The organism is Bacillus sp. FSL K6-0255, assembly GCF_045040725.1.
Lineage (GTDB): Bacteria > Bacillota > Bacilli > Bacillales > Bacillaceae > Bacillus > Bacillus subtilis.
In genome coordinates this window covers 1,152,237-1,175,670 of the sequence record NZ_CP150278.1, presented here as the reverse complement: position 1 = coordinate 1,175,670, position 23,434 = coordinate 1,152,237, and the positions used below count along the sequence as shown (strand labels likewise).

The window sequence follows — 23,434 nt, the reverse complement described above, 5'->3', positions numbered from 1 at the left end:
GCTGTGCGGGCAACATTAGCTATAAAGGTGACAAGCCACAAAGTGGCTGGGAGCAGCTTCTTTAAATTCTGGTATTTGTTCCTTGCATATCGGTTTTGCAACAGGACATCTTGTGTGGAATACGCAGCCTTTTGGCGGGTTGGCCGGACTAGGCAGTTCTCCCTTCAGGACAATGCGTTCACGTTTGACAGATCCTCTTTTTCTTGTAACCGGAACGGAGGATAAAAGCGCTTGGGTATATGGGTGAAGCGGGTTGTCATAAAGCTCATGCTTGCCGGTCAGTTCCATCATTTTGCCAAGATACATTACTCCGACTCTGTCGCTGATATGGCGTACGACACTCAGATCATGAGAGATAAATAGATACGTAAGATTAAATTCTTCCTGTAATTCCTCCATCAAGTTAATCACTTGGGCCTGAATGGATACATCAAGTGCGGAAACCGGCTCATCTGCAATGATCAGCTCTGGATTCAAAGTGAGTGCTCTGGCAATGCCGATCCGCTGGCGCTGGCCGCCTGAAAACTCATGGGGATAACGGCCGGCAAACGACGGGTGAAGCCCTACTCTTGCAAGCAGCTCTTCAACTTTTTCGTTTCGTTCACGCATGGTATACATGTTGTGCGTATTAAACGGCTCCTTTATGATGGAACGCAGGGTCTTTCTCGGGTTTAACGAAGCAAATGGATCTTGGAAAACCATTTGAATATTTTTGCGGACACTCTTCCGCAGCTTCTCCTCTGACAGATTTGAAATATCCTGCCCTTTAAAAAGAATTTGGCCCTCTGTCGGTTTGTACAGTCTGATCATCGTTCTGCCGGCAGTCGATTTTCCGCAGCCCGACTCTCCAACGATTCCGAGTGTTTCTCCTTTTTTTAACGAAAATGAAACACTATCCACCGCTTTTACATCACCGACTTTTCTTTGAAAAAGGCCTGACCGGATCGGAAAGTATTTTTTTACGTCACAAAGCTCTAAGATTGTTTCTTGATTAGCTGCTGTCATGATTGTTCGGCACCCTCTTCCTCATATAAAAAGCATCTCACCGTTCTTCCGCTTTTGTGTGTCAAAAGCGAAGGCTGATTTGTCCAGCACTTATCCATAGCTTTCGGGCACCTTGGGGCAAAACGGCACCCCGGCGGCAGATTATCCGGTGTAGGCACACTGCCTTTAATCGCATTTAATTTATCAATCTCTCCATCTATAACAGGAATTGACGTAAGCAGGCCTTCTGTATACGGATGAAGCGGTTCTAAAAATAAGTCATCAACAGTGGCGTTTTCTACGACTTGTCCGCAGTACATGACAATCACTCTATCGGCAGCCTCAGACACGACACCTAAATCGTGTGTGATGAGAAGAATTGATGTATTGAACTTCTGACAGAGATCTTTCATGAGCTCCAGCACCTGGGCTTGTATTGTCACGTCCAGCGCTGTCGTTGGTTCATCGGCAATGAGCAGTTTAGGATTACAGCTCAGTGCGATGGCAATCATCACCCTCTGTCTCATACCGCCGGACAGCCGATGCGGGTACTCCTTCATAATTTGCTCCGCCCGGGAGAAACCGACCATCTGCAAGAGTTCAACAGCTCGTTGACGGGCTTCTTTTTTCTTCATGTTTTTATGGTAAATCAGCACTTCGGTAATTTGTTCTCCGATTGTTAACACCGGATTAAGGGAGGTCATTGGTTCCTGAAAGATCATGGATACTTCGTTACCGCGGATTTTGCAATAATCGTTTTCAGTGAATGAGGTGAGGTCTTTGTCTTCGAGTTTAATAGAGCCGTCCATGATTTTTCCGCCTGAGCTTTGGACGAGGCCCATAATTGATAAAGAAGTAATGCTTTTTCCGGAGCCCGATTCACCTACAAGCGCGACGGTTTCGCCTTTGCTGATGTGAAAATCGACTCCGTCAACCGCAGGGATCGGCTCCTTTTTCCTGAAAAAATATGTCTTTAAATTATTCACTTCTAAAAGTGTGCTCATGCTAGCTCCCCTTTCCCCCCTCTTGTTGTCAAACGTTTTCAAGAGAAAGCAATCCCCTTATTCAGAAATAATAAATAATATTGAATTATCGAAAAATTTTATAGTTGTATATTATTACAATCATTTTGCAAAATCAAGAATTTTTTAGGATAAATGTAATATTATTAATGAAATTCCATTATTTTATCCTTTTAAAGCATTGCATCCAAAAAGGTCTCAGCAGGAATGGACAGCCCGTCTGCGGCGCTTACCTTGCTGGCAGTTAAATATTTTTTTACAATATTGAATCCAACTGCGTATCCAAGCATTTTTGGCTGATATCCTTTGCCGAATAACAGCTGGGGAAATAATCGATTATCCCGTTTGATATCCCGATGGGGCGCAATCTTTTTTTCATATAAAGCCTGAAGCTGCTCCGGTGTATACCAAGTCGTCCACTCAGCCGTTTGACTTCGGCCAAACCTCTCATAAACAGCATATTCCGCCAGCCCTTCCATGATGATTGTATCAAGTAATGTGACATCCTTTTCCTCTTTTGTCAGATGACCTAACCGGCAAACGTGATGATACTCATGCGTCATAAGGGCAGATACTGACCCAAAATCTAAATCTGACGAAAGAAAAAGGAACATTTTGTCTTGAAAGGCGAGTCCTGATTTTGATCCGAACTCTAAACGGATTCTCCTGTTTCGTTCATCAACCGGCAGCGTAACAATTGGTACATCAGGACCTTGCCATTTGTTTTTGAGGTACTGTTCTTCCTTTTGAATATGTCCGTAAAAACCTTTTTCCTTCAGCTTGGAAACCGTCTGAATACCCTCTTTTATGTTTTTAAACATCCCATGATGCTGAAGGTGTCCCAGAATGCCCTTCCAGTTCTTTTTCTCCGCACCTGAAAAAAGCGGGATAATGTAGTGCGCCAAATCATCTATTGAACCGGCCTTCCTGAGCCAGCTATATGTTTGTTCTACACTCATGTGATCGCCTCCTCTTTTAATCCTATGCACACAAAAAAAACCGGCTACCCTTTAAGGGCAGCCGGTTTGGCTTGATTATGATTGATATTTCTTAAAGATTAATGTTGCGTTGTGTCCGCCGAATCCTAATGAGTTGCTGAGAACATAATTAAGTTCCTGTCTGCGGGCTTCATCAGGCACATAATCCAAATCACATTCTTCGTCAGGTGTTTGAATATTGATTGTCGGCGGAATCACGCCTTCTTTAATGGCAAGGATAGAGAAAATGGCTTCAATACCGCCGGCTGCTCCTAAGAGGTGGCCTGTCATCGATTTTGTAGAGCTTACCGCAAGTTTATGCGCATGCTCGCCAAAAACGGTCTTAATCGCCATTGTTTCGTATTTGTCGTTGTAATACGTGCTTGTCCCGTGAGCATTGATGTAATCAATTTCCTCAGGTGCAATGCCTGCATCTTTAATGGCTTCTTGCATCGCTCTCGCTCCGCCTTCACCGTCTTGGGCCGGCGCTGTGATATGATAAGCGTCTCCGGTTGAGCCGTAGCCGACAATTTCTCCGTAAATTTTAGCGCCGCGGGCCAGGGCATGCTCAAGTTCTTCAAGAACGATAATCCCTGCACCTTCCCCCATGACAAAGCCATCACGGTTTTTATCAAACGGGCGGCTCGCTGTTTTCGGATCTGGATTAGTAGACAGCGCTTTGTTGGCACTAAAGCCGGCGAATGACATTCTTGTCAGCGGCGCTTCTGTTCCGCCTGTGACCATCACGTCTGCATCACCGCGCTGAATAACCTTAAACGCGTCACCGATGGAGTTCGTTCCTGTAGCACATGCTGTAACCGTACAAGAGTTCACCCCTTTTGCTCCTAATGCAATAGAAATCTGGCCTGTCGCCATGTCAGGAATCATCATTGGCACGAAAAACGGGCTTACCCGTCTTGGGCCTTTTGTTAAGAAGATTTCAAATTGAGACTCTAGTGTTTCAAGTCCTCCGATACCGGAGCCTACCCAAACACCGACTCTCGGCGCGATCTCATCGGTAATGTTAAGATCTGCATCTTCAACCGCCATTTTCGCAGCCACAACCGCATATTGTGTAAAGCGGTCCATTTTTCTGGCTTCTTTTTTATCCATATAATCTTCAACATTAAAATCTTTTAATTCAGCGGCAACTTTTGCCGGATATTCTTCAGCGTCAACACGAGTGATCGGACCGATTCCGGACACACCGTTGATTGCGTTATTCCAACTTGTATCGACGTCGTTGCCAAGTGGAGATAATGCTCCAAGTCCTGTAACAACTACTCTTTTTTTAGTCATCTTGTGTGCACCTCACCTTTTTTTATCGGCCCCAGCGGATTGCAATGGCGCCCCATGTTAGTCCTCCGCCGAACCCTACCATAACGACCACATCGCCGTCTTTGATTTTACCGGCTTCCAATTCTTCTACAAGAGAGATCGGAATGGATGCGGCAGAAGTATTTCCATATTTATGAACAGTTTTAGACATCTTTTCGACAGGAAGCTCTAAACGCTCGCGAGCAGCTTCCATGATGCGGATGTTCGCCTGATGCGGAATCAAAAAGTCGACATCCTCTTTTGAAAGTCCGGCTTTTTCAATGACATTTACGCATGATTCTCCCATTTGGCGGACTGCAAATTTGAAAACTTCTCGTCCATTCATGATTGTATGTCGTTTTTCATTCAGATACAAGTGCTGACCGCCTGTGCCGTCGGCTCCTAGTTCAAATGAAAGGATTCCTCTGTCATCACTGACTGGCCCGACTACCGCAGCGCCTGCTCCGTCTCCAAACAGAACGGCTGTATTGCGGTCTTCCCAGTCGGTAATGCTTGAGAGCTTCTCTACACCGACAACTAGAACATGCTTGTAGGTTCCGGATTCAATAAATTGTTTACCGGTTACAACCCCGTACATGAAGCCCGCACAAGCCGCGCTGATATCCATAGCACACGCTTTCTTCGCGCCGAGCTGTTCTTGAATCATACAAGAGACCGTAGGAAATGACTGATCAGGTGTAACAGTTGCAACCAAGATCATATCCAGATCCTCAGCAGCCACTTCAGCTTGTTCCAGCGCATTTTTCGCTGCTGCAACAGCCATATGTGATGAAAACACATCATCTGCTGCGATTCTTCTTTCTTCTATTCCTGTTCTTGTACGAATCCACTCGTCAGAAGTTTCAACCATTTTTTCAAGATCATGATTTGTTAAAACCTTCTCAGGAATGTAACGTCCAACACCAAGTATTCCAGCTTTCATAAGGGAAGACTCCTTTATATCTTAAATTTAGAAGATCAATCAGGTTGTGATCAATTATTAGTATCAGGTACTAATTCTATCCTATTTTTTTTCACATGGCAATATATTCGTCTAAACTATCAGTTCATCTTACTCATAGAGTATGGTATATGGAAAGGAGGCGTATGCAGTTGGATGTGTTTTCAAGAATGATGTTCGGCGATGCAGCAAAACCAACAGAAGAGAAGGAGGAGGAACAGCAAGAGGAAGTTTCTCAGGTTTCTCAGACAAACGACGAAGAGACGATTAATTACATGCATATTATGGACCAAATCGGTTCAATTATGAACTCTCTTGATCAAATCAAGCCTGCTTTAAAGGAGCTTGCGCCCATGCTCTCCGCTATTAAAAAGAAAATCATGTGAAAAGCCACTTTCAAAAAAGTGGCTTCTTCTTATTCTGTTTCAGATTTAGCGTCAGACTTGCCAAGCTCATAAGCTTCCGCCATTACCGTTGTAAATAGATTCATAAACGGCTGGATGGCCTCCATTGAGAGCTCAATGCCTGATTTCTCAAGCTGTTCTTTCGCTTCAGGGAGATATTTCATGGCAATTTGCAAGAATTCAAGTGATTTTTCGTGCTGCATGTGACGTCACTCCATTACTCGTTTTTTGGCAGCTCGCCTGTTTTGTTGTATGTTTTGATCAGCTTGGCGATTCTTTGCTGAAAGTCTTTGTCGACGAGCGGGCTGAATGTTCCCATCTCAACGACTCCCGTATTCAGGTCGTAGTAATGATCGCCGCCCTCAAGGTTGCCTTTATTAAATTGTTCAGCAATGATTTCATAGGCCTTGTCCACATTTTGCACCGTGCTGGTTAATACGGTATTCTCGCCCAGATCCGATTGATCTGTGACGTAGCCAATGGCATAAAGACCGTCTTTTTTGATTTGCTGAATAACAGGAACATTATACCCGTCTCCGGCGGGATACACAACATCCGCGCCTTCGTTCTTCATTTTCTGATAAAGCTTTACTGCTGTTGTATCATCATCCCAATGATCCGTATATTTCGTATTTACCTCTATATCCGGATTTTCATACTTGGCCCCTTTGATAAAACCGTCAACCTCAGGCTGCCACGTAAAGGAAGCAATTACACCGACCTGATTCGTTTTCGACATATGGGCAGCAGTCATTCCTCCAAAAAAGCCCATTGCTTCCCCGCTAAAATGGACACTCGTTACATTATCAGCTTTCGCTTTCGCATTGGAAATGACGAATTCCATATCTGGATAATCTTCGCCGACCAAGTTAAACACCTCAGCATATTCACTCCCATGGCCGTAGAGCAGATTGACGCCCCTCTTATGAAAATCCTCAATCGCATTTATGATATCTTCTTCTGTTTTAACGCCTTCTTTATAATAGACGTCCACATTGTATTTGGATTGTATATTCAGTAATCCTTTATACCCTTTTGTGCCCCATACGAGGTCATTAATCGTATCAGGAAAGAGCATGCCGACCTTCTCAATTTTTCCTTTGAACGGAGTTTGTCCACATCCACTCAATAAAAGGAGGACAGAAAAGATCATGACAAGCCTTGTGATCAAGTCATGTTCAACTCCTTTTGACAAGCTATAACATGTTTATTTTTATACGTTTATTGTATCTAGAAAACTCGAAACATGGAAGGTTTTTCTTAATATTTGTCGAAAATTGATGAAAATTGTCTTTTCCACTCGATAATTTTTGTTTTTGCTTCTTCTTTTGAGATTTTCTCTGTGACTTGCAATTCAAAAAGCTGATCTTTGCTATGACGGCTTGGTTCTAACAGGAATCTCAGCAACTCGTCAGCGACGTCGTTTGTGTAATAGCCGTCTTCCTCTGTTTCTTCTTTCCATGGCCCATACATTTTCGGCAGGATCACGGTTTTTTCCGAGCCTGTTTTTTCACGTTTTTCCCATTCTTTGCGGTCTTCTTCATATACTAAAATATAAGGAGAATCACATTGGTCTAAAGGCAAAAAACTTCCGAACTGGATACAAATTGTATCATACTTTTGATCTCCAATGTGTTCAAGCTGGCGAAAGAGTTCATTTCTCCCAAGCCACATGAGTCTTTCTTCTAAGTACATTTGTCTCATTTTATCTTCTGTTTCCGCCAGAACAACGTCAACATGTATGCCTTCATCCATCATTCGCTCACATAATGAAAGGCCGAAAAATTCGTCCGCACCTACAATCAGCGTTGATTCCATTGCATCTGCCGCCCTTCCGGTTTTTCATTTCCCAAAACAAAACAGCCTCCGCAAAAGAGAAGGCTGTTGTCATTATATTCTCTATAATTCTTTTTCATGACTGTGAAAGAATTTGCAAATTGATGCATAAATTCTGCTTGGATGCTCAAATAAATGAAATGTCATGTCGACCGGTGAGCCTTGCTTTTGCTGTTTTTCCTTGAAAACTTCTGCATGTACACTGTAGGGATATGGAGCTCCGGTCATACGCTGCCATATATGAACCGGTACGCCGCTCGGGTAGCTTTGAATTGTTTTATAACGAAGCGCTTCCGCTTCTTTTTCAGAAATTCCGTAGCTTTTCGAAACTTCTTTCAAAAATTGCTTATAGAAAAATTTATTTTCTTTTTCCGATTCATAATGTGCCTGAAGATCGAGACAAGGATTCAACATTGCGGCTGAGCGGATATGATCCGGGGAAAAACGAAGCAGTTCATCGGCCACGAGAGCACCCATGCCTTCTGCTAAAATATGAATCTTCGGATTGAGGATTTCCTGCTTCAGCACAGAATGTATCAGCTGTTTGGCATAGGTGACTGCTTTTTCCGCCCCCCAATGCCTTCCGAACAGATTGCTGTTAAAAAGAGTATATCCTTCATTCATCAACATGCTCAGAAGCTGATTTCTGCCATAATGCTGCTGCCAAAAGCTTGAATCATGTCCGACAAAGTGGGTTCTGTCCCCCAAGATAAAGATGCCGAAGCCGTTCGGGCGATAGGGCAGATGAATGACATTATGCTCCGTTCCCAGTTGAAAGTATCTTTCCGTTATTCCCATCGCTTGCCCGCCTCCTTTCACACTTCATCTCACGCTATCTTATGTAAACAGAAAAGAAACGAATAAGGTAAAGTCCTAGCCTTTTACATTTTTGGCTATTATACTGATTGACGTTTTATATTTTACCATTAAAGTGTGACGAATCAGACTCTTTTGTCACCTCACTTTCTGCTAAAATTGGATTCCCCCTTCGCTTTTTGTATGGTATGATAACTTTTAGAATAGAATGAGAAGGACGAGGTGGAAACGTGCGATATATTATTGCCTTTATTTGGACGTTCCTTTTATCACATATGGCATGCTACTTGGTTGCAAGCATGAACAGCGTTACGTATAATTTCAAAACATCATCTGTCATTGCTGTTGTACTGTATGTCTTAATCATTGTTTTAGCAGAAATCATGCCTATGAACAAAAATGCAAGCCAGCATTAAAAAGCCAAAAACCCAAAACATTTATTGTTTTGGGTTTTTTAGTGGTCACGGCTTTCTTTTGTAGGTCCACAGCCGGTTGTGGTTTGATGTTTCGGGGAACATTTCCCCTGCTGACAGATGGACCTTTTGAGGGTTTTTAACCATGCTCCCTGTCTCGCCGATTTCTACGTAGACACCGTTATTAGGCGCTTTCTGTCCGGGCCGGAATTGGTGCTGCTGTCCCACTGTTTTTCCTCCTTTTCCTTTTTGCTGTAGTATGCGCCTAAGCGGCTGTGAATATGTTCCCATCAAAAAAACTGCTGAGTTTGGCTCAGCAGTTTTTTGATGATTCCCCTTTGTATAAAATGGCCTTCAGCAATGCTTTTTGCACATGAAGACGGTTTTCCGCCTGCTGGAACACTGCAGAGTTCGGCCCGTCAATAATCTCCGCAGTCACTTCTTCCTCGCGATGCGCAGGGAGACAATGTAAAAATGTATAGTCAGGCTTGGCATGGCTGACCAGCGCCGCATTCACCTGATAAGGCGCAAAGACAGCAAGACGTTCTTGCTCTTCCGCTTCCTGCCCCATGCTTGTAAACACATCAGAATAAATTACGTCCGCGTCTTTTACAGCTTCAATCGGATCATCTGTCAGCGTGATAGAAGATCCGGATTGAAGTGCATATGTTTTTGCCGCTTCAGCTGCTTCATCTAACACTTCATATCCCTTTGGCGAAGCGATCGAGATATCACAGCCCATTTTCGCGCAGCCGATCATCAAGGAGTGCGCCACGTTATTTCCGTCACCGATGTATGCGACTTTTACGCCTTTAAGCTTCCCTTTTATCTCCTTAATCGTCAAGAGATCCGCCAGCGCCTGGCATGGGTGGTATTTATCGGTAAGTCCATTGATCACCGGAATGTCAGCTTCTTTGGCAAGTTCCTCCACCTTTTCATGTTCAAAGGTCCGGATCATGATGGCATCCACATAGCCTGACAGCACTTTTGCCGTATCAGCGACAGTCTCACCGCGCCCCAGCTGCAGATCTTTCTGGCTTAGAAAGAGGGCGTTCCCGCCGAGCTGCGCCATGCCCGCTTCAAATGAAACACGGGTCCGCGTTGATGATTTTTCAAAAATCATCGCCAAGGTTTTGCCATGGAATATAGGCTGAATTTTGTTTTGTTTCAGCTCACCGGCTTCTGCGAGCAAGGCGTTTATATCCTCTTCACTAAGGTCCTTTAACGTTAATAAATCTTTTCCGTATAAACTGGTTTGCGTCACTGTGTGCATGTTGCCACTTCCTTTTTATAGAGGTCTTTGAGAGATACAGGCTGCGGATGGCCTGAACCGCTTTGTAAAAACGCCCGCACAGTTTCTTCTTCTGTAAAGACGGGGATGCCGTGCGTCATGGCTTCCAAACGTTCTTTGCGTGCTTCTTCAGAACCGCTCAGATTGATGTGGAGCGATTTCCCTTCCTGTTCCATCCAAGAGGCAAATGCCCCTTCATGAACGGTAAAACCTGCGTTTTCTGCTAACTCCTGCACATCTTCCGGAACGTTTTGCAAATAAATGCTTCCTTTTTGACTCCAGACTCTTGTATAGATTTTTTTCAAGGCGCTGTTAGAATCATATGCGACACACATGCCTTCTCCCGTTGATTTCATTTCCGGCCCAAGCTTGATATCCACATCCTGGATCGCATGAGAAGAAAAAACAGGGAACTTCACGGCAACTCCATGATGATTTTGAACTGCCGGATTTAGATCTTTTAAGGACGCTCCCGCCAGCAGTCGTGTGGCGAGCGGAATCATCGGAACGCCCATTACTTTGCTGACGACAGGAACCGTGCGGCTCGCTCTCGGATTCACTTCAAGAACGAGTATGTTTCCATTGTCGATCACAAATTGAATGTTCATGATGCCTTTAAATGAAAGTTTTCGGGCAATTTTTTGTGCCGCATCTTTCATGCCCTGCTGCAGCCCGCTCGTGATGGACGGCCCGGGAAGAATGGCAAAGCTGTCCCCTGAATGGACACCTGCCCGTTCAATATGCTCGGTATATGTCGGGATAAAGACATCCTCGCCGTCGGAAATCAAATCAATTTCGACTTCCTTTCCAGACACATACTGATCAATCAAAATCGGATATGGCATGCTGTCCTCATCATTCAGCAGCTGAGAAAGCTGGGCTTGCGAGTCAACAATGATCATGCCCATTCCGCCGATAACGTAAGATGGGCGGATTAACACCGGATAGCCGATCTCACTCGCTTTTGAAGCGGCTTCTTCTTTTGTATAAGCAATTTCTCCTTTTGCGTGCTTCAATCCCAGCTCGTCAAGAAGCTGATAGAATTGATCCCGATCCTCTAACACGTCGAGCGTTTGAAATGATGTGCCAAGAAGAGTAATGCCGGCTTTTTCGAGCGCTTCAGCAGCATTGATTGCAGTTTGGCCGCCGAATTGCACAATTGCAAAATCAATATTTTCCTGCTCCGCCACGTTTACAATATGCTCCGTTGTCATTGGTTCAAAATACAGGCGGTCCGCAATTTCATAATCGGTGCTGACCGTTTCCGGGTTATTGTTAATCATGATGGTTTCGAATCCAAGCTCTTGCAGTGTCAGCACACCGTGAACAGCACTGTAATCAAATTCAACGCCTTGGCCGATCCGAATCGGGCCTGATCCGATAATGAGCGCGCGTTTTTTCTCTTTGCGGCTGATGTCTCCATCGGTTTCTCCGAAATATGTGGAGTAAAAATAGTTTGTTTTCGCATCAAACTCTGCCGCGCATGTATCTACGATTTTAAAGGAAGGCGTAATGCCCATCTCCTTGCGAAGCGCGCGCACCTCTTCCTCTGTTTTGCCGATCAGTGAGGCAATCGTTGCGTCTGAGAATCCCTTTTCCTTTGCTTTCTTCAATAATTCAAAAGAGAGATCGCTCCCTGCTTCCATCAGGCGGTTTTCCAATTTGATGATGTTGTCAAAGGTATGAAGGAAAAACGGATCAATTTTTGTTTTTTCATGGATGTCATCAATCGAGACGCTGCGGCTCAACAGCTCCATGACAACGAAAAATCTGCGGTCATCCGGAGTGATTGCCAAATCCCATAGCGTACCAATTGACAACCCGCTGAGCTCTGGAAGGTGTGTCCCGATATTTTTTAATTCAAGCGACGCGGCTGCCTTTTGTATCGCTGCTTCTAAATTCCGTTCAATCGCCATCACTTCACCGGTGGCTTTCATTTTTGTGCCAAGCTTGCGGTCTGCGTTTTTGAATTTATCAAACGGCCAGCGCGGAAATTTGACGATCACATAGTCCAGTGCCGGTTCAAAGCTTGCGTAAGTCGACCCTGTGAGCGGATTTTTCAGCTCGTCAAGGGTGTATCCGACTGCCAGTTTCGCGGCCATCTTCGCAATCGGATAACCGGTCGCTTTAGACGCGAGAGCCGATGACCGGCTTACACGCGGATTCACTTCAATGACGTAATATTGCTTGCTGAATGGATCAAGCGCGAATTGAATGTTGCAGCCGCCTACAACATCAAGTGCTGAGATGATCGTCAGACTTGCTGTCCGCAGCATTTGATAGTCTTCGTCTGTCAATGTTTGTGACGGCGCCACAACAATAGAGTCACCTGTATGCACGCCGACCGGATCGATATTTTCCATATTGCAGACGGTAATGCATGTGTTATTGCTGTCACGCATGACTTCATATTCAATTTCTTTAAAGCCGGCAATGCTTTTTTCGACAAGGCATTGATTGATCGGGCTTGCTAATAGCGCCTGCTTAATCATAGCTGTAAAGGCTTCTTTATCAGGGGCGATTCCTCCGCCCTTTCCGCCTAATGTGTAAGCCGGTCTGATAATAACAGGAAAACCGATGGATTCCGCAAAATGGAGGGCATCGGCCTCGTTATCAACAATTTCACTCTCCGGCACGGGCTGTTTTAATTCATTCATTAACGAACGGAATTTTTCCCGGTCTTCTCCTTTTTGTATCGTTTCAACGGATGTGCCGAGGAGTTTGACGCCGTGCTCTTTTAAAACACCCGTTTCTTCAAGCTCCACCGCTAAATTCAATGCGGTCTGACCGCCTAAATTGGCAAGAAGCCCATCAGGCCGTTCTTTCTTAATGATGGCTGTCAGGCTTTCTGCTGTCAGAGGTTCAAAATAAATTTCATCAGCGAAGGCTTCATCGGTCATAATTGTCGCCGGATTGCTGTTGACGAGAATCACCCGGTAGCCCTCCTCCTTCAGCGCGATGCACCCTTGAGTGCCTGAATAATCAAATTCTGCCGCCTGCCCGATAATGATCGGGCCTGAGCCGATTACTAATATGCTTGAAATACTGGTGTCTTTAGGCATGCGCGATTTCTCTCCTTGCTGGTATCACATTCTTTAAATAATCATCAAAAATCCATTCGCTTTCCGCAGGTCCGGGATGGGCTTCCGGGTGGAATTGAACACTCATGACAGGCAGTTTTTTATGGGCAAGCCCTTCAACTGACGTATCATTGACATGATGAAACCTGATCGTGAGCTCTTCTTCATTAATCGACTGTTCATCAACCACATAGCTGTGGTTTTGGCTTGTCATAAAGACCCGTTTCGTCTCACGGTCGATGACCGGATGATTAGCTCCCCTGTGTCCGAATGGCAGCTTAAAAGTATTCCCTCCGAACGCGAGCGCGATCAGCTGATGTCCGAGACAAATGCCGAGAGTCGGAAAGCGGCTGATGATGCTTTTGATCTTTCCTAAATATGGCTGGATTGCTTTCGGATCTCCAGGTCCGTTCGATAGCACAATGCCATCGGGTTTGATGTTGTATACGGCCTCCATTTGCTGGTATGGCACCACGGTAACCTTGCAGCCTCGTTTGACAAGTGATGATGCGATTGACTTTTTATAGCCAAAATCAATGAGAGCGATATGTTTATTCCCGTCGCCGAATGTGCTGATTTCCTGGGCGGAAGCCTGCTCTGCCACATTCTCTGGTTGAAGAGCAATCTCAGCTCCTTCTTTAGAGGCTGTGACTGTCGCACCCATCGTCCCGTTTGCCCGGATTTTCTTCACGACAGCCCTCGTATCAACATGGGTTAACAGCGGAATATTCCATTTCTGTAGATACTCCTTGAGGCTGTATACCGCTTCATAATGAGAAAAGTGATCACACGCCTCATAGACAACCGCGGCTTTTACTTGCGGTTTCTTGCTTTCAAAATCCTTTTCATTTATGCCGTAGTTGCCAATCAGCGGGTAGGTAAATACAATAATCTGTCCCTTATATGATGGATCTGTCAGCACTTCCTGGTAGCCTGTCATTCCTGTGAAAAAAACAGCTTCTCCCGTGCAGTTTTCATGACCGTCCAGCTCGCCGCTGAACGATGTCCCATCTTCTAACACTAAATAACCTTCCATCTAACAGCCCACCTCTTGATGAATAATTAATTATAAAAATGAATTTTTATGCCTTTATATCGAAAAAAAATCACTGGTTTACAGCGGAATGATGAGCGATTGCCTGTTTCAGCTTGCTGACGGCTTCTGCTATTTCATCCTTAGTCACGGTGAGCGGCGGCAGCAGCCGAATCACGTTCGGGCCGGCCGGCAATACAAGCAAGCCTAATGTCTGCAATTCAGCAATAATGTCAGCAACCGGGCCATCACACTCAATTCCAAGCATTAATCCTTTACCTCGGATTTGTTTAACAAAAGGGCTCTTTAGCTCTGCCTCAAGCTGTTCTTTTAAAAACGCCCCTTTGTCAGCAGCCTCTTGCAAAAAGTCAGGCTGGAATACAATTTGCAATGTGGCATTCACAGCAGCCATCGCCAGCATGTTTCCTCCGAAAGTCGTTCCGTGAGAACCAGGGTTAAACGCTTCTCCAAGCTGTTTCTTTCCGATGACAGCGCCGACCGGAAAGCCGTTTCCCAATCCTTTGGCGACTGTGATGATATCCGGTGAGAGTCCGAAGTGCTCATATGCGAAGCCTTTTCCCGTCCGTCCGATGCCGGTCTGGATTTCATCAATGATGAGAAGGGCTTGCTTTTCCTTGCAAAACGACTGTACGGCTGATAAAAATTCAGCACTCGCCGGATTGACTCCTCCTTCTCCCTGCACTGTTTCAAGCATCACCGCGGCAATATCGCCTTCCTCCCCAAGAGCTTTAAAAGCAGAAGGATCATTGTATGGCAGGTAGTGAAAGCCTTCAAGCATCGGGCCGAAGCCTGTTTTGATTTTATCCTGTCCGGTCGCAGCCATCCCTGCATACGTGCGGCCATGGAACGACTGAAGAAAAGTGATGATTTTTGTTTTTCCAGTTGCTTTTCGGGCAAGCTTTATCGCACCTTCATTCGCCTCCGCGCCGCTGTTGCAGAAAAAGACAAGATCTCCTGCACTATGCGCTGCCAGCTTCTGCGCCGCTTGCTCTTGGAGACTGTTTTGAAACAGGTTTGATACGTGCCATACGCTGTCAAGCTGTTTTTTGACTGCCTCTGTCACCGCTTCATGGCAGTGTCCTAGATTTGATACCGCAATCCCCTGAATGAAATCAAGGTACGTTTTGCCGTTTTTATCCTCAACGTACGTTCCTTTTGCTTTTTTGAGGTCAATATCCCAACGGCCGTAGGTTTGAAACAAGCTGCTCATGAAACAGCCTCCTTTGCTTTGACGATTTTTGTCCCTTGAAAGGTTTGTTCTGCGAAGAATGATCCTTTTCCGTTTACGATCATGACTTCAGACACCTGATCTGATAAAGCTGACAAGGCTGAATTGACCTTCGGGATCATCCCTCCTGTGATCACTTCCTGCTTGATCAGCATCTGAATCTCCTTAGGGGTCAGGACGTTCAGACGCTGCTTTTCCTTCATGATTCCATCGACATCCGTGACGAACATAAGCTTATCGGCTTCAAGCGCTCCGGCGACTGCTGAAGCAGCCAGATCAGCATTTACATTCAGCGTTTTACAGTCGCTTGTCATAGACAGCGGCGCAATAACGGGGATGATGCCATTTTCCATCAGCGCGTTCACCATGGACGCATCGACTTTTTTGATTTCTCCCACTTCTCCGTATGTTTCCGGATCTAGATAATCAGCCTCCAAAAGACCGCCATCCTTACCAGAAATGCCCGCGGCTCGCAGTCCGTGTTTGGCAAGCTCAGCAACGAAAAATTTATTGACAGAACCGGATAAAACCATTTCCGCTACTTCCAGCACCGGCTTCGTTGTTTTCCTCTGTCCGCCCGAAAACTCTGTCTTGATATTTAACCGTTTCAGCATATTTGTGATTTCCGGTCCCCCGCCATGTACGATCGCCAGCTTCCAGCCTGACGCCATCAGCTCTTTCAGATTTTGAAAAAATTCTTCCGACAGCTCACGGATTACACTTCCCCCGCATTTAAAAACGATTGTCTTCTTCATTTCGCTCCCCTTATTACGTGCGATAGCTCGCGTTAATTTTGATATAGTCATAGGTCAGGTCACAGCCCCACGCTCTCCCGTTTCCGTCCCCTTCATCCATCTTGATGACAATGGTGATTTCATCTCCTTCAAGGTATTCCTTAGCGAGAGATTCAGAGAATGGCTGAGGTTCGTTATTCTTAAACAGGCATTGGCCGCCAAGATAAACCTCTACTTCTTCTGCCGTCACCTGTGCTGCGGAGTGTCCGATGGCTCCGATGATCCGCCCCCAGTTGGCATCTGTTCCGTATACTGCCGTTTTTACAAGATTTGAGCCGACAATCTTTTTGGCAATGACGTTTGCATCAAGATTGTTTTTCGCTCCCTGTACTTGGGCTTCAATTAGTTTTGTCGCGCCTTCTCCGTCTCTGGCAATCTCTTTAGCCAGATCCTCACAAGTGAGCAAGAGCGCTTTTTTAAAGACCGGCCAGTCTGGATGGTCTTCTGTCAGGCACTCGTTTTCGGCGCAGCCATTCGCCATAACTAATACCATATCGTTCGTGGATGTTTCTCCGTCAACTGTGATTTGGTTAAATGAAACGTCAGTGATTTCCCGAAGCGCCTTTTGCAGCGCTTTTTCTTCGATTGCCGCGTCAGTTGTCACAAATCCCAGCATCGTGGCCATGTTCGGGTGTATCATCCCAGAGCCTTTGGCCGCTCCGCCGATCGTGACTGTTTTGCCGCCGATTGCCAGCTCATAGCACGTCTGCTTAATCACCGTATCAGTTGTTAAAATCGCTTCCTCAAAATCGCCTGATCCCGCAGGTGTTTCTTTCAGAAACTCGATCCCCGCGTGGATTTTTTCCATGTCTAAATGCTCGCCGATGACACCCGTTGATGAAACAGCGACAAGCTCCGGCTCAATGCCAAGCTGTGAAGCAAAGCTCTCCCGCATTGTGTATGCGTCCTTTAAGCCCTGTTCTCCCGTGCAGGCGTTGGCAATGGCGCTGTTGACGATGACGGCTATCAGTGTCGGTCCGTGCTTTAAGCTGTCTTGTGTCACTTTGATCGGAGCAGCCTGAAAGTGGCTTTGGGTATAAACCGCTGCGCTCACGGCCGGTGTCTCGCTGATAATGACGCCGAGGTCTTTTTTTGAGTAACGCAGCCCGCAATGCACACCCTTTGCCTGAAATCCTTTTGGCGAGGATACATCACCTGTTACTTTTACAATTTGATCTTCACTTAACTGAATCATGGTTCGATTCTCTCCCGTTCTATGGATAAATTGGCGTGATGGTGAGTCCAGTTTCTTCATTCCAGCCATTCATCAAATTAAAGTTTTGCACTGCCTGACCGGCGGCACCCTTCATTAAATTATCGATTACCGAGACGATCGTGACTCTGTTCGTTCTCTCATCGAGGGTCACGGCGATATCACAGAAATTGCTGCCGTACACTTCTTTCGTTTGCGGGTACTGACCTTTTGGCCTCACTCTCACAAAATATGAATCTTGGTAAAATTCCGAATATAAATCATGCAGGTCATCTGCGGATAGATCACAGGTTAATCTGGTATACATCGTCGCCATGATGCCCCTTGTCATCGGAACCAAGTGAGCCGAAAATGTAATGGGCTCGAGGCCTGGCTGCCATTCATTCAGCGCCTGCTCAATTTCCGGCGTGTGCTGATGTTCATTGACTTTGTAAATTTTAAAATTGCCGTTCAGCTCAGAAAAATGGGTTCCCATGGATGCTTTTCTTCCCGCTCCGGAAACACCCGTCTTCGCGTCAACGATAACGAAAGATTCATCGAGCAGTTTCTTTTGAGCCAATGGCGCGAGGCCAAGCAAAACAGCTGTTGGAAAACAGCCTGGATTGGCAATGAGTTTCGCCTGTTGAATTTGCAGTTGATTCAGTTCTGCCAGACCGTATACCGCCTCTTGAATCACCGCCTTCGGTGCCGCTGTCCGTTTATACCATTTTTCATATTCAGCCGATTCTTGTATCCTCAGATCACCTGACAGATCAATAACCGGAATTCCCGCGTCTGCCAGCTTTGGAGTCAATTCACTTGATACTCCGGGCGGCGCAGCGAGAAACATGATATCTATTTCGTGTTTGATCGTATTCATATCAATCGGCTTCAGCTGCTGATCCGCTAAGCCGGTAAGATGAGGATAACCCTCGCTATAGACATTCCCTTCTCCGCTGGATGAATAAAGTATGCATTCCTCTGCATGAGGATGATGCGAAAGAATCCTGACAAGTTCGGTGCCTCCATATCCTGTAGCACCTACAATTCCTATTTTCAAAACAAGTTCACCCTCTTGGTCTTTGTGAAATTATTTAACATTATAACATGAATAAAAATTAATTCAATCGTATATTTAATATTTTTATTCATTTATAAATTTTCTGTTCAATGGAAATTCCGCTCAAAAAAATCAGCACGACTCCAGCACAAAAACGTTGATGCGGTGCCGCATTTCAGCCGCATAAAAAAACAGGCTGACCGCGTCAGCCTGTTTTCATCATCATCAATCCACTCAAAAAATATAGAATAGAGCTTGCATAAAAAATCATTTGCACTGTGAAAAAGTCAGCGAGAAAGCCCCCGAGCATAATGGCTGCTGCTGAAAAGACAGCTGTCCAAAAATGGTAATTCCCAATCTTCTTTCCACGCTCTCCGCTGTCTGTAAAATTAGCGATCAGCACTTTTTCTCCATGCTTTTGCATCGCTCCAAAGAGCCCTAACAGCACTTGGACGATATACACTTGAACGACGCTTCCGATATGCGGGACATATAAAAGCAGAACAGCCATCCCCCACGAGTTCAGAAGCAGAAAATAACGGCTGTCAAACCTTTCAGACAGCCGTCCGAGGAGCGGGTAAATGAGCGCTCCGCTCAACCCAAACAATCCGTAGGAAAAACCGAACTGTGTGTAGCTTGAGCCTATATTTTTCACAAACAGAATATAAAACGGAAAGATTAAGCTGCTTGCGAAAAACACGCTGCTTTGTGATAATGTCAGCCATTTTAATTTGTTTTTCCCCATTATTTATACCTCTGATAAAAGTAATTCATAAAGCGCTCATCCGGGTCATAGGTTCGTTTTTTCTGAAAAAACGCTTCACTTTTCGGATATGCCTGTCTCATTTGCTCTTTTGTCTGGTAGGTCATATAAGGCAGATAATAGCTGCCGCCGTGCTTGATGGCAACGTCTGTCATGCGCCTGATGATTCGGGCAGTATCTGCCTGGTCTTCTTTTGAAAAGCCCTCGTTTATTAATAGCACGAGCGAAAACATATCGTCCTTCGCATAGGAAAGGTCGGCCTTTTCATTTTTCTGCACGTAGCGGATCGTAATGTTCAGCAGGTTCAGATCTTCGTCCGACAGCGTTTGTCTCAGGTCATCAATATAGGACCCATACTCCTTCACGGGCACAAAGTATTCTTGCAAAACATCTGTGTTGTCATTGTTTTCATACTCAAGAAACTTTGATTCGGACCGCATGACGTTATTGCGTGAAATCTCTGTGCCGTTTTGGCTCAGGAAATAGGATTGCTGTGTGTCCCACAGCCAATTCCTGCCCCATTCATACCGTCTTGACAAACCGAGTGCAAACTTTGTGGCTCCCGTATACTCATCTTCTTTGAGATCGCTGTATGATGGCAGCTGATCCTGATGATCAGCCAATACGTAATTTGTGACATACATGTCTTTCAGAAATCCTTTTTTCGCTGTTGAAATTCGCGCCAGATGCATTCGGACATCTGGATTTCCTTTTACATGCTTTGAAAAATAGTCTGAGTATGTGCTGTAATTCATTTTTTCTGTCTTCATGACATACAGCTCATCATCTGTCAGCTCAAGCGTTACATCAAGAATCACGCCAAAAAGGCCGTACCCTCCGATGACCGCCGTAAACAAATCATCTTTTGGAGTGACAGTGATAATCGTCCCGTCAGCTTTTAAAAGCCGGAATGATTTGACTGTATCAATCAGCGAGCCGTAGCGAATATCACGTCCGTGTGCATTTGCGCTGAGAGATCCGCCGATTGTAAAAATGTTTTGTGACTGCATGACTTTTACCGCGAGTCCGTATGGATTCACGTATTTCTGGATATCATTCCACGTTGCACCGCTTTGCACCCTGATGGTTTTCTTCTCTTGATCGAGTGACAGGATTTTGTTGTAGCCCGTCATGTCGAGAACGATGCCGTCCTCATAATATGTATGGCCGCCCATGGAGTGCTGGGCCCCGGCGATTGAAATTTTTATGTTTTTTCGATTTGCCTCTTTGACTGTGTCAATGAGCGTTTCCTCTTCCTGCCCTTTCACTGTCTGCTTTATTTTTACAGGCATCAGGCGGCTGACATCCGTCATCTCGCTTGTGTCTGTTTTTTGCTCTGAGTGCACAGAGTACGCAAACAGGGCCGCATACGCGCCAGTACAAAGCGCGAATGCAAGCAATTTCTTTTTCATAGTGCTCTCCCTGCTGTTTTTATGACCATTATACCATGACTGCGTCCTCATTTTTCCAAATTATCTTCTTGCCCGTTTTTCGGCACGGCGGTCTGCGACGATAAAGCAGGCGTGAATCGCGCCCGGCAGCCAAAAGATACAGGTCAATATGAGATTCAGCAAGGCCTGAAACGGTTTTCCCGAAAACAAAACAGCAAGCGGCGGGCATAAAACTGCCAGCAGGTACATCATTCCCTTTCACTCCTTTCAGCTGTAAAAAAGGACAGCCTCACATATCAGGCTGTCCTCTTTTGTTTTATTGAATGCCAAGCGCAATTTTTGCGTATCTGGACATTTTATCCCTAGTCCAAGGCGGATTCCATACAATGTGAACCTCTGTGTCTTTCACTTCAGGAAGGTCCGCTAATGCTTTTTTCACCTCATCCACGATAATCGGCGCTAAAGGGCATCCCATTGATGTTAGCGTCATGGTGATGTGCGTCAAGCCATCTTCATCCATATCAACGTCATATACCAAGCCGAGGTTCACGATATCAACGCCAAGCTCAGGATCGACAACCTGTTCCAGGGCGCCCATGATGTTTTCTTTTAATGCTTCTTCCACGTTCCCTCACTCCTTTTTTCTACAGTATAACGTAAATTCAGCTCTTGTTAATAACTTAGTGCTTTATAAGTACGTTTCAAACCATTCAATCGTTTTTAACACAGCTGCCCGCGGGACTTTATGGTCAGCGTTTTCATCTCCGATAAATTGCAGGCGTTCCGGCTGCTCGCTGTAATGGGATTTGATCGTGTCATAAAATTTCCGGGTCGGCGCGTAAGGCACAACCTTATCTTTTGCGCCGTGCCAAAATAAAAGCGGGCGCTGTTGCAGTTTCTCCGGCTGAAGGCTGAGATCCCGCAATTCGAGACGTTTCATCAGCTGCTGCACCTTCTCTTCCGGCACATCGATTTCAATGCCCTGAGATTGAATATGGTCAATCTGCTGCTGAAACAGCTCCACGTAATTCGGGCTTCCCATCAGGCTGACGCCGGCTTTTATCCAATCATATGCAGTCAAAGCGCCAAGCGTTGTGATGCCGCCCATTGACGTGCCTGCGAGACCGATGCGGCCGCCGTCTATCAGGCCCTCTTTTTCAAAATGGTTTTTAAGTACGCCGATCTCTTCAATCTCGTTTAGGACGATATCCCAAAAATGCCCCGCCAGCTCTTCGACAGCCATTTCTTCTCCCCGTACCCCATGGTGCAAAGCATCCGGCAGAACGGCTCTAAAACCCTTCTCCGCAAGCAGATAAGCAATATGAAGGTTGTGTTCCTTCGCGCTTGTAAAACCATGTATAAAGATCACGAGAGGAACAGCGCGGTGCCTGTTCTCTTCCTTTACAATATGTAAAAACGGAATACCGGAAACGGTTTGATTCTCAATTTGTATCACAATGTGCCCCTCCTTAGGATAACCATAATCATAAGTGTAACATGTAGACAATAAAGATGGTAAAAAGCTACACTGTAAGTAAGGAAAAACAAGCAAAATCTAAGGTTAAAGGAGCTTTTCATGGAGACAAAACCCTATTTAATCGCATTAGATTTAGATGGAACATTATTAAAGGATGATAAAACCATATCTGAAAACACCCTTCAGACGATACAGCGCCTAAAAGATGACGGGCATTATGTCTGCATCTCAACAGGCCGTCCGTATCGTTCAAGTTCCATGTACTACCAGCAGATGGAGCTGACAACGCCAATTGTCAATTTTAACGGAGCATTTGTCCATCACCCGCAAGACGACAGCTGGGGACGGTATCATACGTCACTGCCGCTTGATGTTGTCAAACAGCTCGTGGATATCAGCGAAAGTTACAACGTACATAACGTGCTTGCTGAAGTGATTGACGACGTATACTTTCATTACCATGATGAGCACCTGATAGATGCCTTTAATATGAACACAACAAATGTAACGGTCGGAGACTTGCGGGAAAATCTTGGTGAAGATGTGACGTCTGTACTCATACATGCAAAAGAAGAGGATGTGCCGGCAATACGCTCATATTTATCGGATGTGCATGCCGAGGTAATCGACCATAGAAGATGGGCCGCACCGTGGCATGTCATTGAAATTATCAAAAGCGGCATGAATAAAGCGGTCGGCCTGCAGAAAATCAGCGATTATTACGGCGTGCCGAGGGAGCGGATCATTGCTTTCGGGGATGAGGATAACGATTTGGAAATGCTTGAATTTGCAGGCTGCGGCGTTGCAATGGGAAATGGAATTGACGCGGTCAAGCAGATTGCCAACCGAACAACGGCTACAAATGAAGAGGACGGCGTTGCAAGATTTTTGAAAGAATATTTCTCATTTTAAAGAAGGTCCGTATTAATTTTTCCCACTCATAAACCTTACTTTGCCCCACCATACTATTGAAGACGACTCATCTCGTCAAAGTATGGAAGGGGGCAGTCTCAAAATGGGTAAACGAAGCAAATCCAGAAGGTTTATTCAGCAGGGTAAAGACTCCATCGGGCTACACGCCGCAAGATTTCCATATCGGTCTACTTTAGAAGAAGCTCACCAGCATGCCGCGGCACGAGACTCGGCCGAAAGCCAGGTTGAATATTAAATGAGAAATGAACTGTTTCAGCAGGCAAAATCATTTGTTCAACAGGCGGTCATGGTGACAAACGGCTTTGAGGAAGGCGATCAGGAGCAAGCGATTCTGAGAGCCAAAAATGCTGTATCTTCTGCGTATGCCAATTCGACAGATGCGGAACGTCAACAGCTGCATCAATTTCAAAATCAGCTGGACAAACTCCAATAAAAAAAGGC

Annotated in this window: 27 protein-coding genes; 5 read left to right on the top strand and 22 right to left on the bottom strand. The window is 45.4% G+C overall.

The features are described 5' to 3' along the window. Window positions 1-15 precede the first annotated feature (15 nt). The 5 genes from appF to fabH all read right to left on the bottom strand — a co-directional run bounded on the left by appF (window position 16) and on the right by fabH (window position 5,243). On the bottom strand, window positions 16-1,005 hold the full coding sequence (gene appF, locus MHB62_RS06045; RefSeq protein WP_404978348.1) for an oligopeptide ABC transporter ATP-binding protein AppF: 990 nt from the start codon (window positions 1,003-1,005) through the stop codon (window positions 16-18). Then, window positions 1,002-1,988 (bottom strand): oligopeptide ABC transporter ATP-binding protein AppD, encoded by a 987-nt coding sequence (gene appD / locus MHB62_RS06040; protein WP_003232965.1) that lies wholly within the window; start codon window positions 1,986-1,988, stop codon window positions 1,002-1,004. The genes appF and appD overlap by 4 nt, the downstream gene beginning before the upstream one ends. Window positions 1,989-2,179: 191 nt before the next feature. Next, the gene (locus MHB62_RS06035; protein ID WP_032721346.1) at window positions 2,180-2,965 is read right to left on the bottom strand and encodes a DUF2268 domain-containing protein; all 786 of its coding nucleotides are present in this window, start codon (window positions 2,963-2,965) and stop codon (window positions 2,180-2,182) included. A gap of 75 nt (window positions 2,966-3,040) precedes the next feature. After that, entirely contained in the window at window positions 3,041-4,282 is a 1,242-nt protein-coding gene (fabF, locus tag MHB62_RS06030) for a beta-ketoacyl-ACP synthase II (protein WP_003244890.1), read from the bottom strand. A gap of 22 nt (window positions 4,283-4,304) precedes the next feature. Next, a complete protein-coding gene (gene fabH, locus MHB62_RS06025) occupies window positions 4,305-5,243 on the bottom strand; it encodes a beta-ketoacyl-ACP synthase III (RefSeq protein ID WP_003232971.1) in 939 nt (312 codons plus the stop codon). 164 nt (window positions 5,244-5,407) lie between these two features. Here fabH and yjzB point away from each other — a divergent pair, with 164 nt between their 5' ends. After that, window positions 5,408-5,647 carry a spore coat protein YjzB gene (yjzB, locus tag MHB62_RS06020; RefSeq protein ID WP_003232972.1) on the top strand — a complete coding sequence of 80 codons (240 nt, stop codon included), beginning with the start codon at window positions 5,408-5,410 and terminating at the stop codon, window positions 5,645-5,647. 29 nt (window positions 5,648-5,676) lie between these two features. On the opposite strand, the gene comZ is transcribed toward yjzB, so the two are convergent. The 4 genes from comZ to MHB62_RS06000 form a co-directional block, all read right to left on the bottom strand. Continuing rightward, window positions 5,677-5,868, bottom strand: a complete 192-nt coding sequence (comZ, locus tag MHB62_RS06015) for a ComG operon transcriptional repressor ComZ (protein WP_003224559.1) — start codon at window positions 5,866-5,868, stop codon at window positions 5,677-5,679. A gap of 14 nt (window positions 5,869-5,882) precedes the next feature. Further along, a complete protein-coding gene (gene med / locus MHB62_RS06010; protein ID WP_032721344.1) occupies window positions 5,883-6,836 on the bottom strand; it encodes a transcriptional regulator Med in 954 nt (317 codons plus the stop codon). 89 nt (window positions 6,837-6,925) lie between these two features. Beyond that, window positions 6,926-7,483 carry a hypothetical protein gene (locus tag MHB62_RS06005; protein WP_032721343.1) on the bottom strand — a complete coding sequence of 186 codons (558 nt, stop codon included), beginning with the start codon at window positions 7,481-7,483 and terminating at the stop codon, window positions 6,926-6,928. 81 nt (window positions 7,484-7,564) lie between these two features. Continuing rightward, window positions 7,565-8,299, bottom strand: coding sequence for a hypothetical protein (locus MHB62_RS06000; protein ID WP_032721340.1), 735 nt, complete (start codon window positions 8,297-8,299; stop codon window positions 7,565-7,567). Between the two features lie 248 nt (window positions 8,300-8,547). Between MHB62_RS06000 and MHB62_RS05995 the strand changes: the two genes are divergently transcribed. Beyond that, window positions 8,548-8,733 (top strand): YjzD family protein, encoded by a 186-nt coding sequence (locus MHB62_RS05995; RefSeq protein ID WP_029317607.1) that lies wholly within the window; start codon window positions 8,548-8,550, stop codon window positions 8,731-8,733. Between the two features lie 45 nt (window positions 8,734-8,778). On the opposite strand, the gene MHB62_RS05990 is transcribed toward MHB62_RS05995, so the two are convergent. From MHB62_RS05990 to MHB62_RS05930, 13 genes are all read right to left on the bottom strand, one after another. Beyond that, a complete protein-coding gene (locus MHB62_RS05990; RefSeq protein WP_003245356.1) occupies window positions 8,779-8,958 on the bottom strand; it encodes a YjzC family protein in 180 nt (59 codons plus the stop codon). An 85-nt stretch (window positions 8,959-9,043) separates the two neighbouring features. Further along, on the bottom strand, window positions 9,044-10,003 hold the full coding sequence (gene argF, locus MHB62_RS05985; RefSeq protein WP_032721338.1) for an ornithine carbamoyltransferase: 960 nt from the start codon (window positions 10,001-10,003) through the stop codon (window positions 9,044-9,046). Further along, window positions 9,991-13,083, bottom strand: a complete 3,093-nt coding sequence (locus tag MHB62_RS05980) for a carbamoyl phosphate synthase large subunit (RefSeq protein WP_032721335.1) — start codon at window positions 13,081-13,083, stop codon at window positions 9,991-9,993. Before MHB62_RS05980 ends, argF begins: the two co-directional genes overlap by 13 nt. After that, window positions 13,076-14,137 carry a carbamoyl phosphate synthase small subunit gene (locus MHB62_RS05975; RefSeq protein WP_032721333.1) on the bottom strand — a complete coding sequence of 354 codons (1,062 nt, stop codon included), beginning with the start codon at window positions 14,135-14,137 and terminating at the stop codon, window positions 13,076-13,078. Before MHB62_RS05975 ends, MHB62_RS05980 begins: the two co-directional genes overlap by 8 nt. A gap of 70 nt (window positions 14,138-14,207) precedes the next feature. After that, on the bottom strand, window positions 14,208-15,365 hold the full coding sequence (locus MHB62_RS05970) for an acetylornithine transaminase (RefSeq protein ID WP_032721332.1): 1,158 nt from the start codon (window positions 15,363-15,365) through the stop codon (window positions 14,208-14,210). Next, entirely contained in the window at window positions 15,362-16,138 is a 777-nt protein-coding gene (gene argB, locus MHB62_RS05965; RefSeq protein ID WP_015252370.1) for an acetylglutamate kinase, read from the bottom strand. The genes MHB62_RS05970 and argB overlap by 4 nt, the downstream gene beginning before the upstream one ends. A 13-nt stretch (window positions 16,139-16,151) precedes the next feature. Beyond that, the gene (gene argJ, locus MHB62_RS05960; protein WP_032721330.1) at window positions 16,152-17,372 is read right to left on the bottom strand and encodes a bifunctional ornithine acetyltransferase/N-acetylglutamate synthase; all 1,221 of its coding nucleotides are present in this window, start codon (window positions 17,370-17,372) and stop codon (window positions 16,152-16,154) included. A gap of 19 nt (window positions 17,373-17,391) precedes the next feature. Continuing rightward, window positions 17,392-18,429 (bottom strand): N-acetyl-gamma-glutamyl-phosphate reductase, encoded by a 1,038-nt coding sequence (argC, locus tag MHB62_RS05955; protein ID WP_032721329.1) that lies wholly within the window; start codon window positions 18,427-18,429, stop codon window positions 17,392-17,394. Window positions 18,430-18,634: 205 nt separating this feature from the next. Further along, on the bottom strand, window positions 18,635-19,174 hold the full coding sequence (locus MHB62_RS05950; protein WP_003232993.1) for an MFS transporter: 540 nt from the start codon (window positions 19,172-19,174) through the stop codon (window positions 18,635-18,637). Beyond that, complete coding sequence (locus MHB62_RS05945) at window positions 19,174-20,604, bottom strand: FAD-binding oxidoreductase (protein ID WP_032721326.1); 1,431 nt, start codon at window positions 20,602-20,604, stop codon at window positions 19,174-19,176. Before MHB62_RS05945 ends, MHB62_RS05950 begins: the two co-directional genes overlap by 1 nt. Window positions 20,605-20,664: 60 nt before the next feature. Continuing rightward, the gene (locus MHB62_RS05940) at window positions 20,665-20,835 is read right to left on the bottom strand and encodes a YqaE/Pmp3 family membrane protein (protein ID WP_003232996.1); all 171 of its coding nucleotides are present in this window, start codon (window positions 20,833-20,835) and stop codon (window positions 20,665-20,667) included. A 64-nt stretch (window positions 20,836-20,899) separates the two neighbouring features. Then, window positions 20,900-21,208 carry a metal-sulfur cluster assembly factor gene (locus tag MHB62_RS05935; RefSeq protein WP_003232998.1) on the bottom strand — a complete coding sequence of 103 codons (309 nt, stop codon included), beginning with the start codon at window positions 21,206-21,208 and terminating at the stop codon, window positions 20,900-20,902. A 63-nt stretch (window positions 21,209-21,271) separates the two neighbouring features. Beyond that, complete coding sequence (locus MHB62_RS05930; protein WP_019712364.1) at window positions 21,272-22,039, bottom strand: prolyl oligopeptidase family serine peptidase; 768 nt, start codon at window positions 22,037-22,039, stop codon at window positions 21,272-21,274. 120 nt (window positions 22,040-22,159) lie between these two features. Here MHB62_RS05930 and yitU point away from each other — a divergent pair, with 120 nt between their 5' ends. From yitU to MHB62_RS05915, 3 genes are all read left to right on the top strand, one after another. Further along, the gene (yitU, locus tag MHB62_RS05925) at window positions 22,160-22,972 is read left to right on the top strand and encodes a 5-amino-6-(5-phospho-D-ribitylamino)uracil phosphatase YitU (protein ID WP_019712363.1); all 813 of its coding nucleotides are present in this window, start codon (window positions 22,160-22,162) and stop codon (window positions 22,970-22,972) included. Window positions 22,973-23,075: 103 nt separating this feature from the next. Next, window positions 23,076-23,228: a hypothetical protein gene (locus tag MHB62_RS05920; RefSeq protein ID WP_017695668.1), complete on the top strand. Its 153-nt coding sequence runs from the start codon at window positions 23,076-23,078 to the stop codon at window positions 23,226-23,228. Then, on the top strand, window positions 23,229-23,426 hold the full coding sequence (locus MHB62_RS05915; RefSeq protein WP_003245613.1) for a DUF3813 domain-containing protein: 198 nt from the start codon (window positions 23,229-23,231) through the stop codon (window positions 23,424-23,426). Window positions 23,427-23,434: the final 8 nt, after the last annotated feature.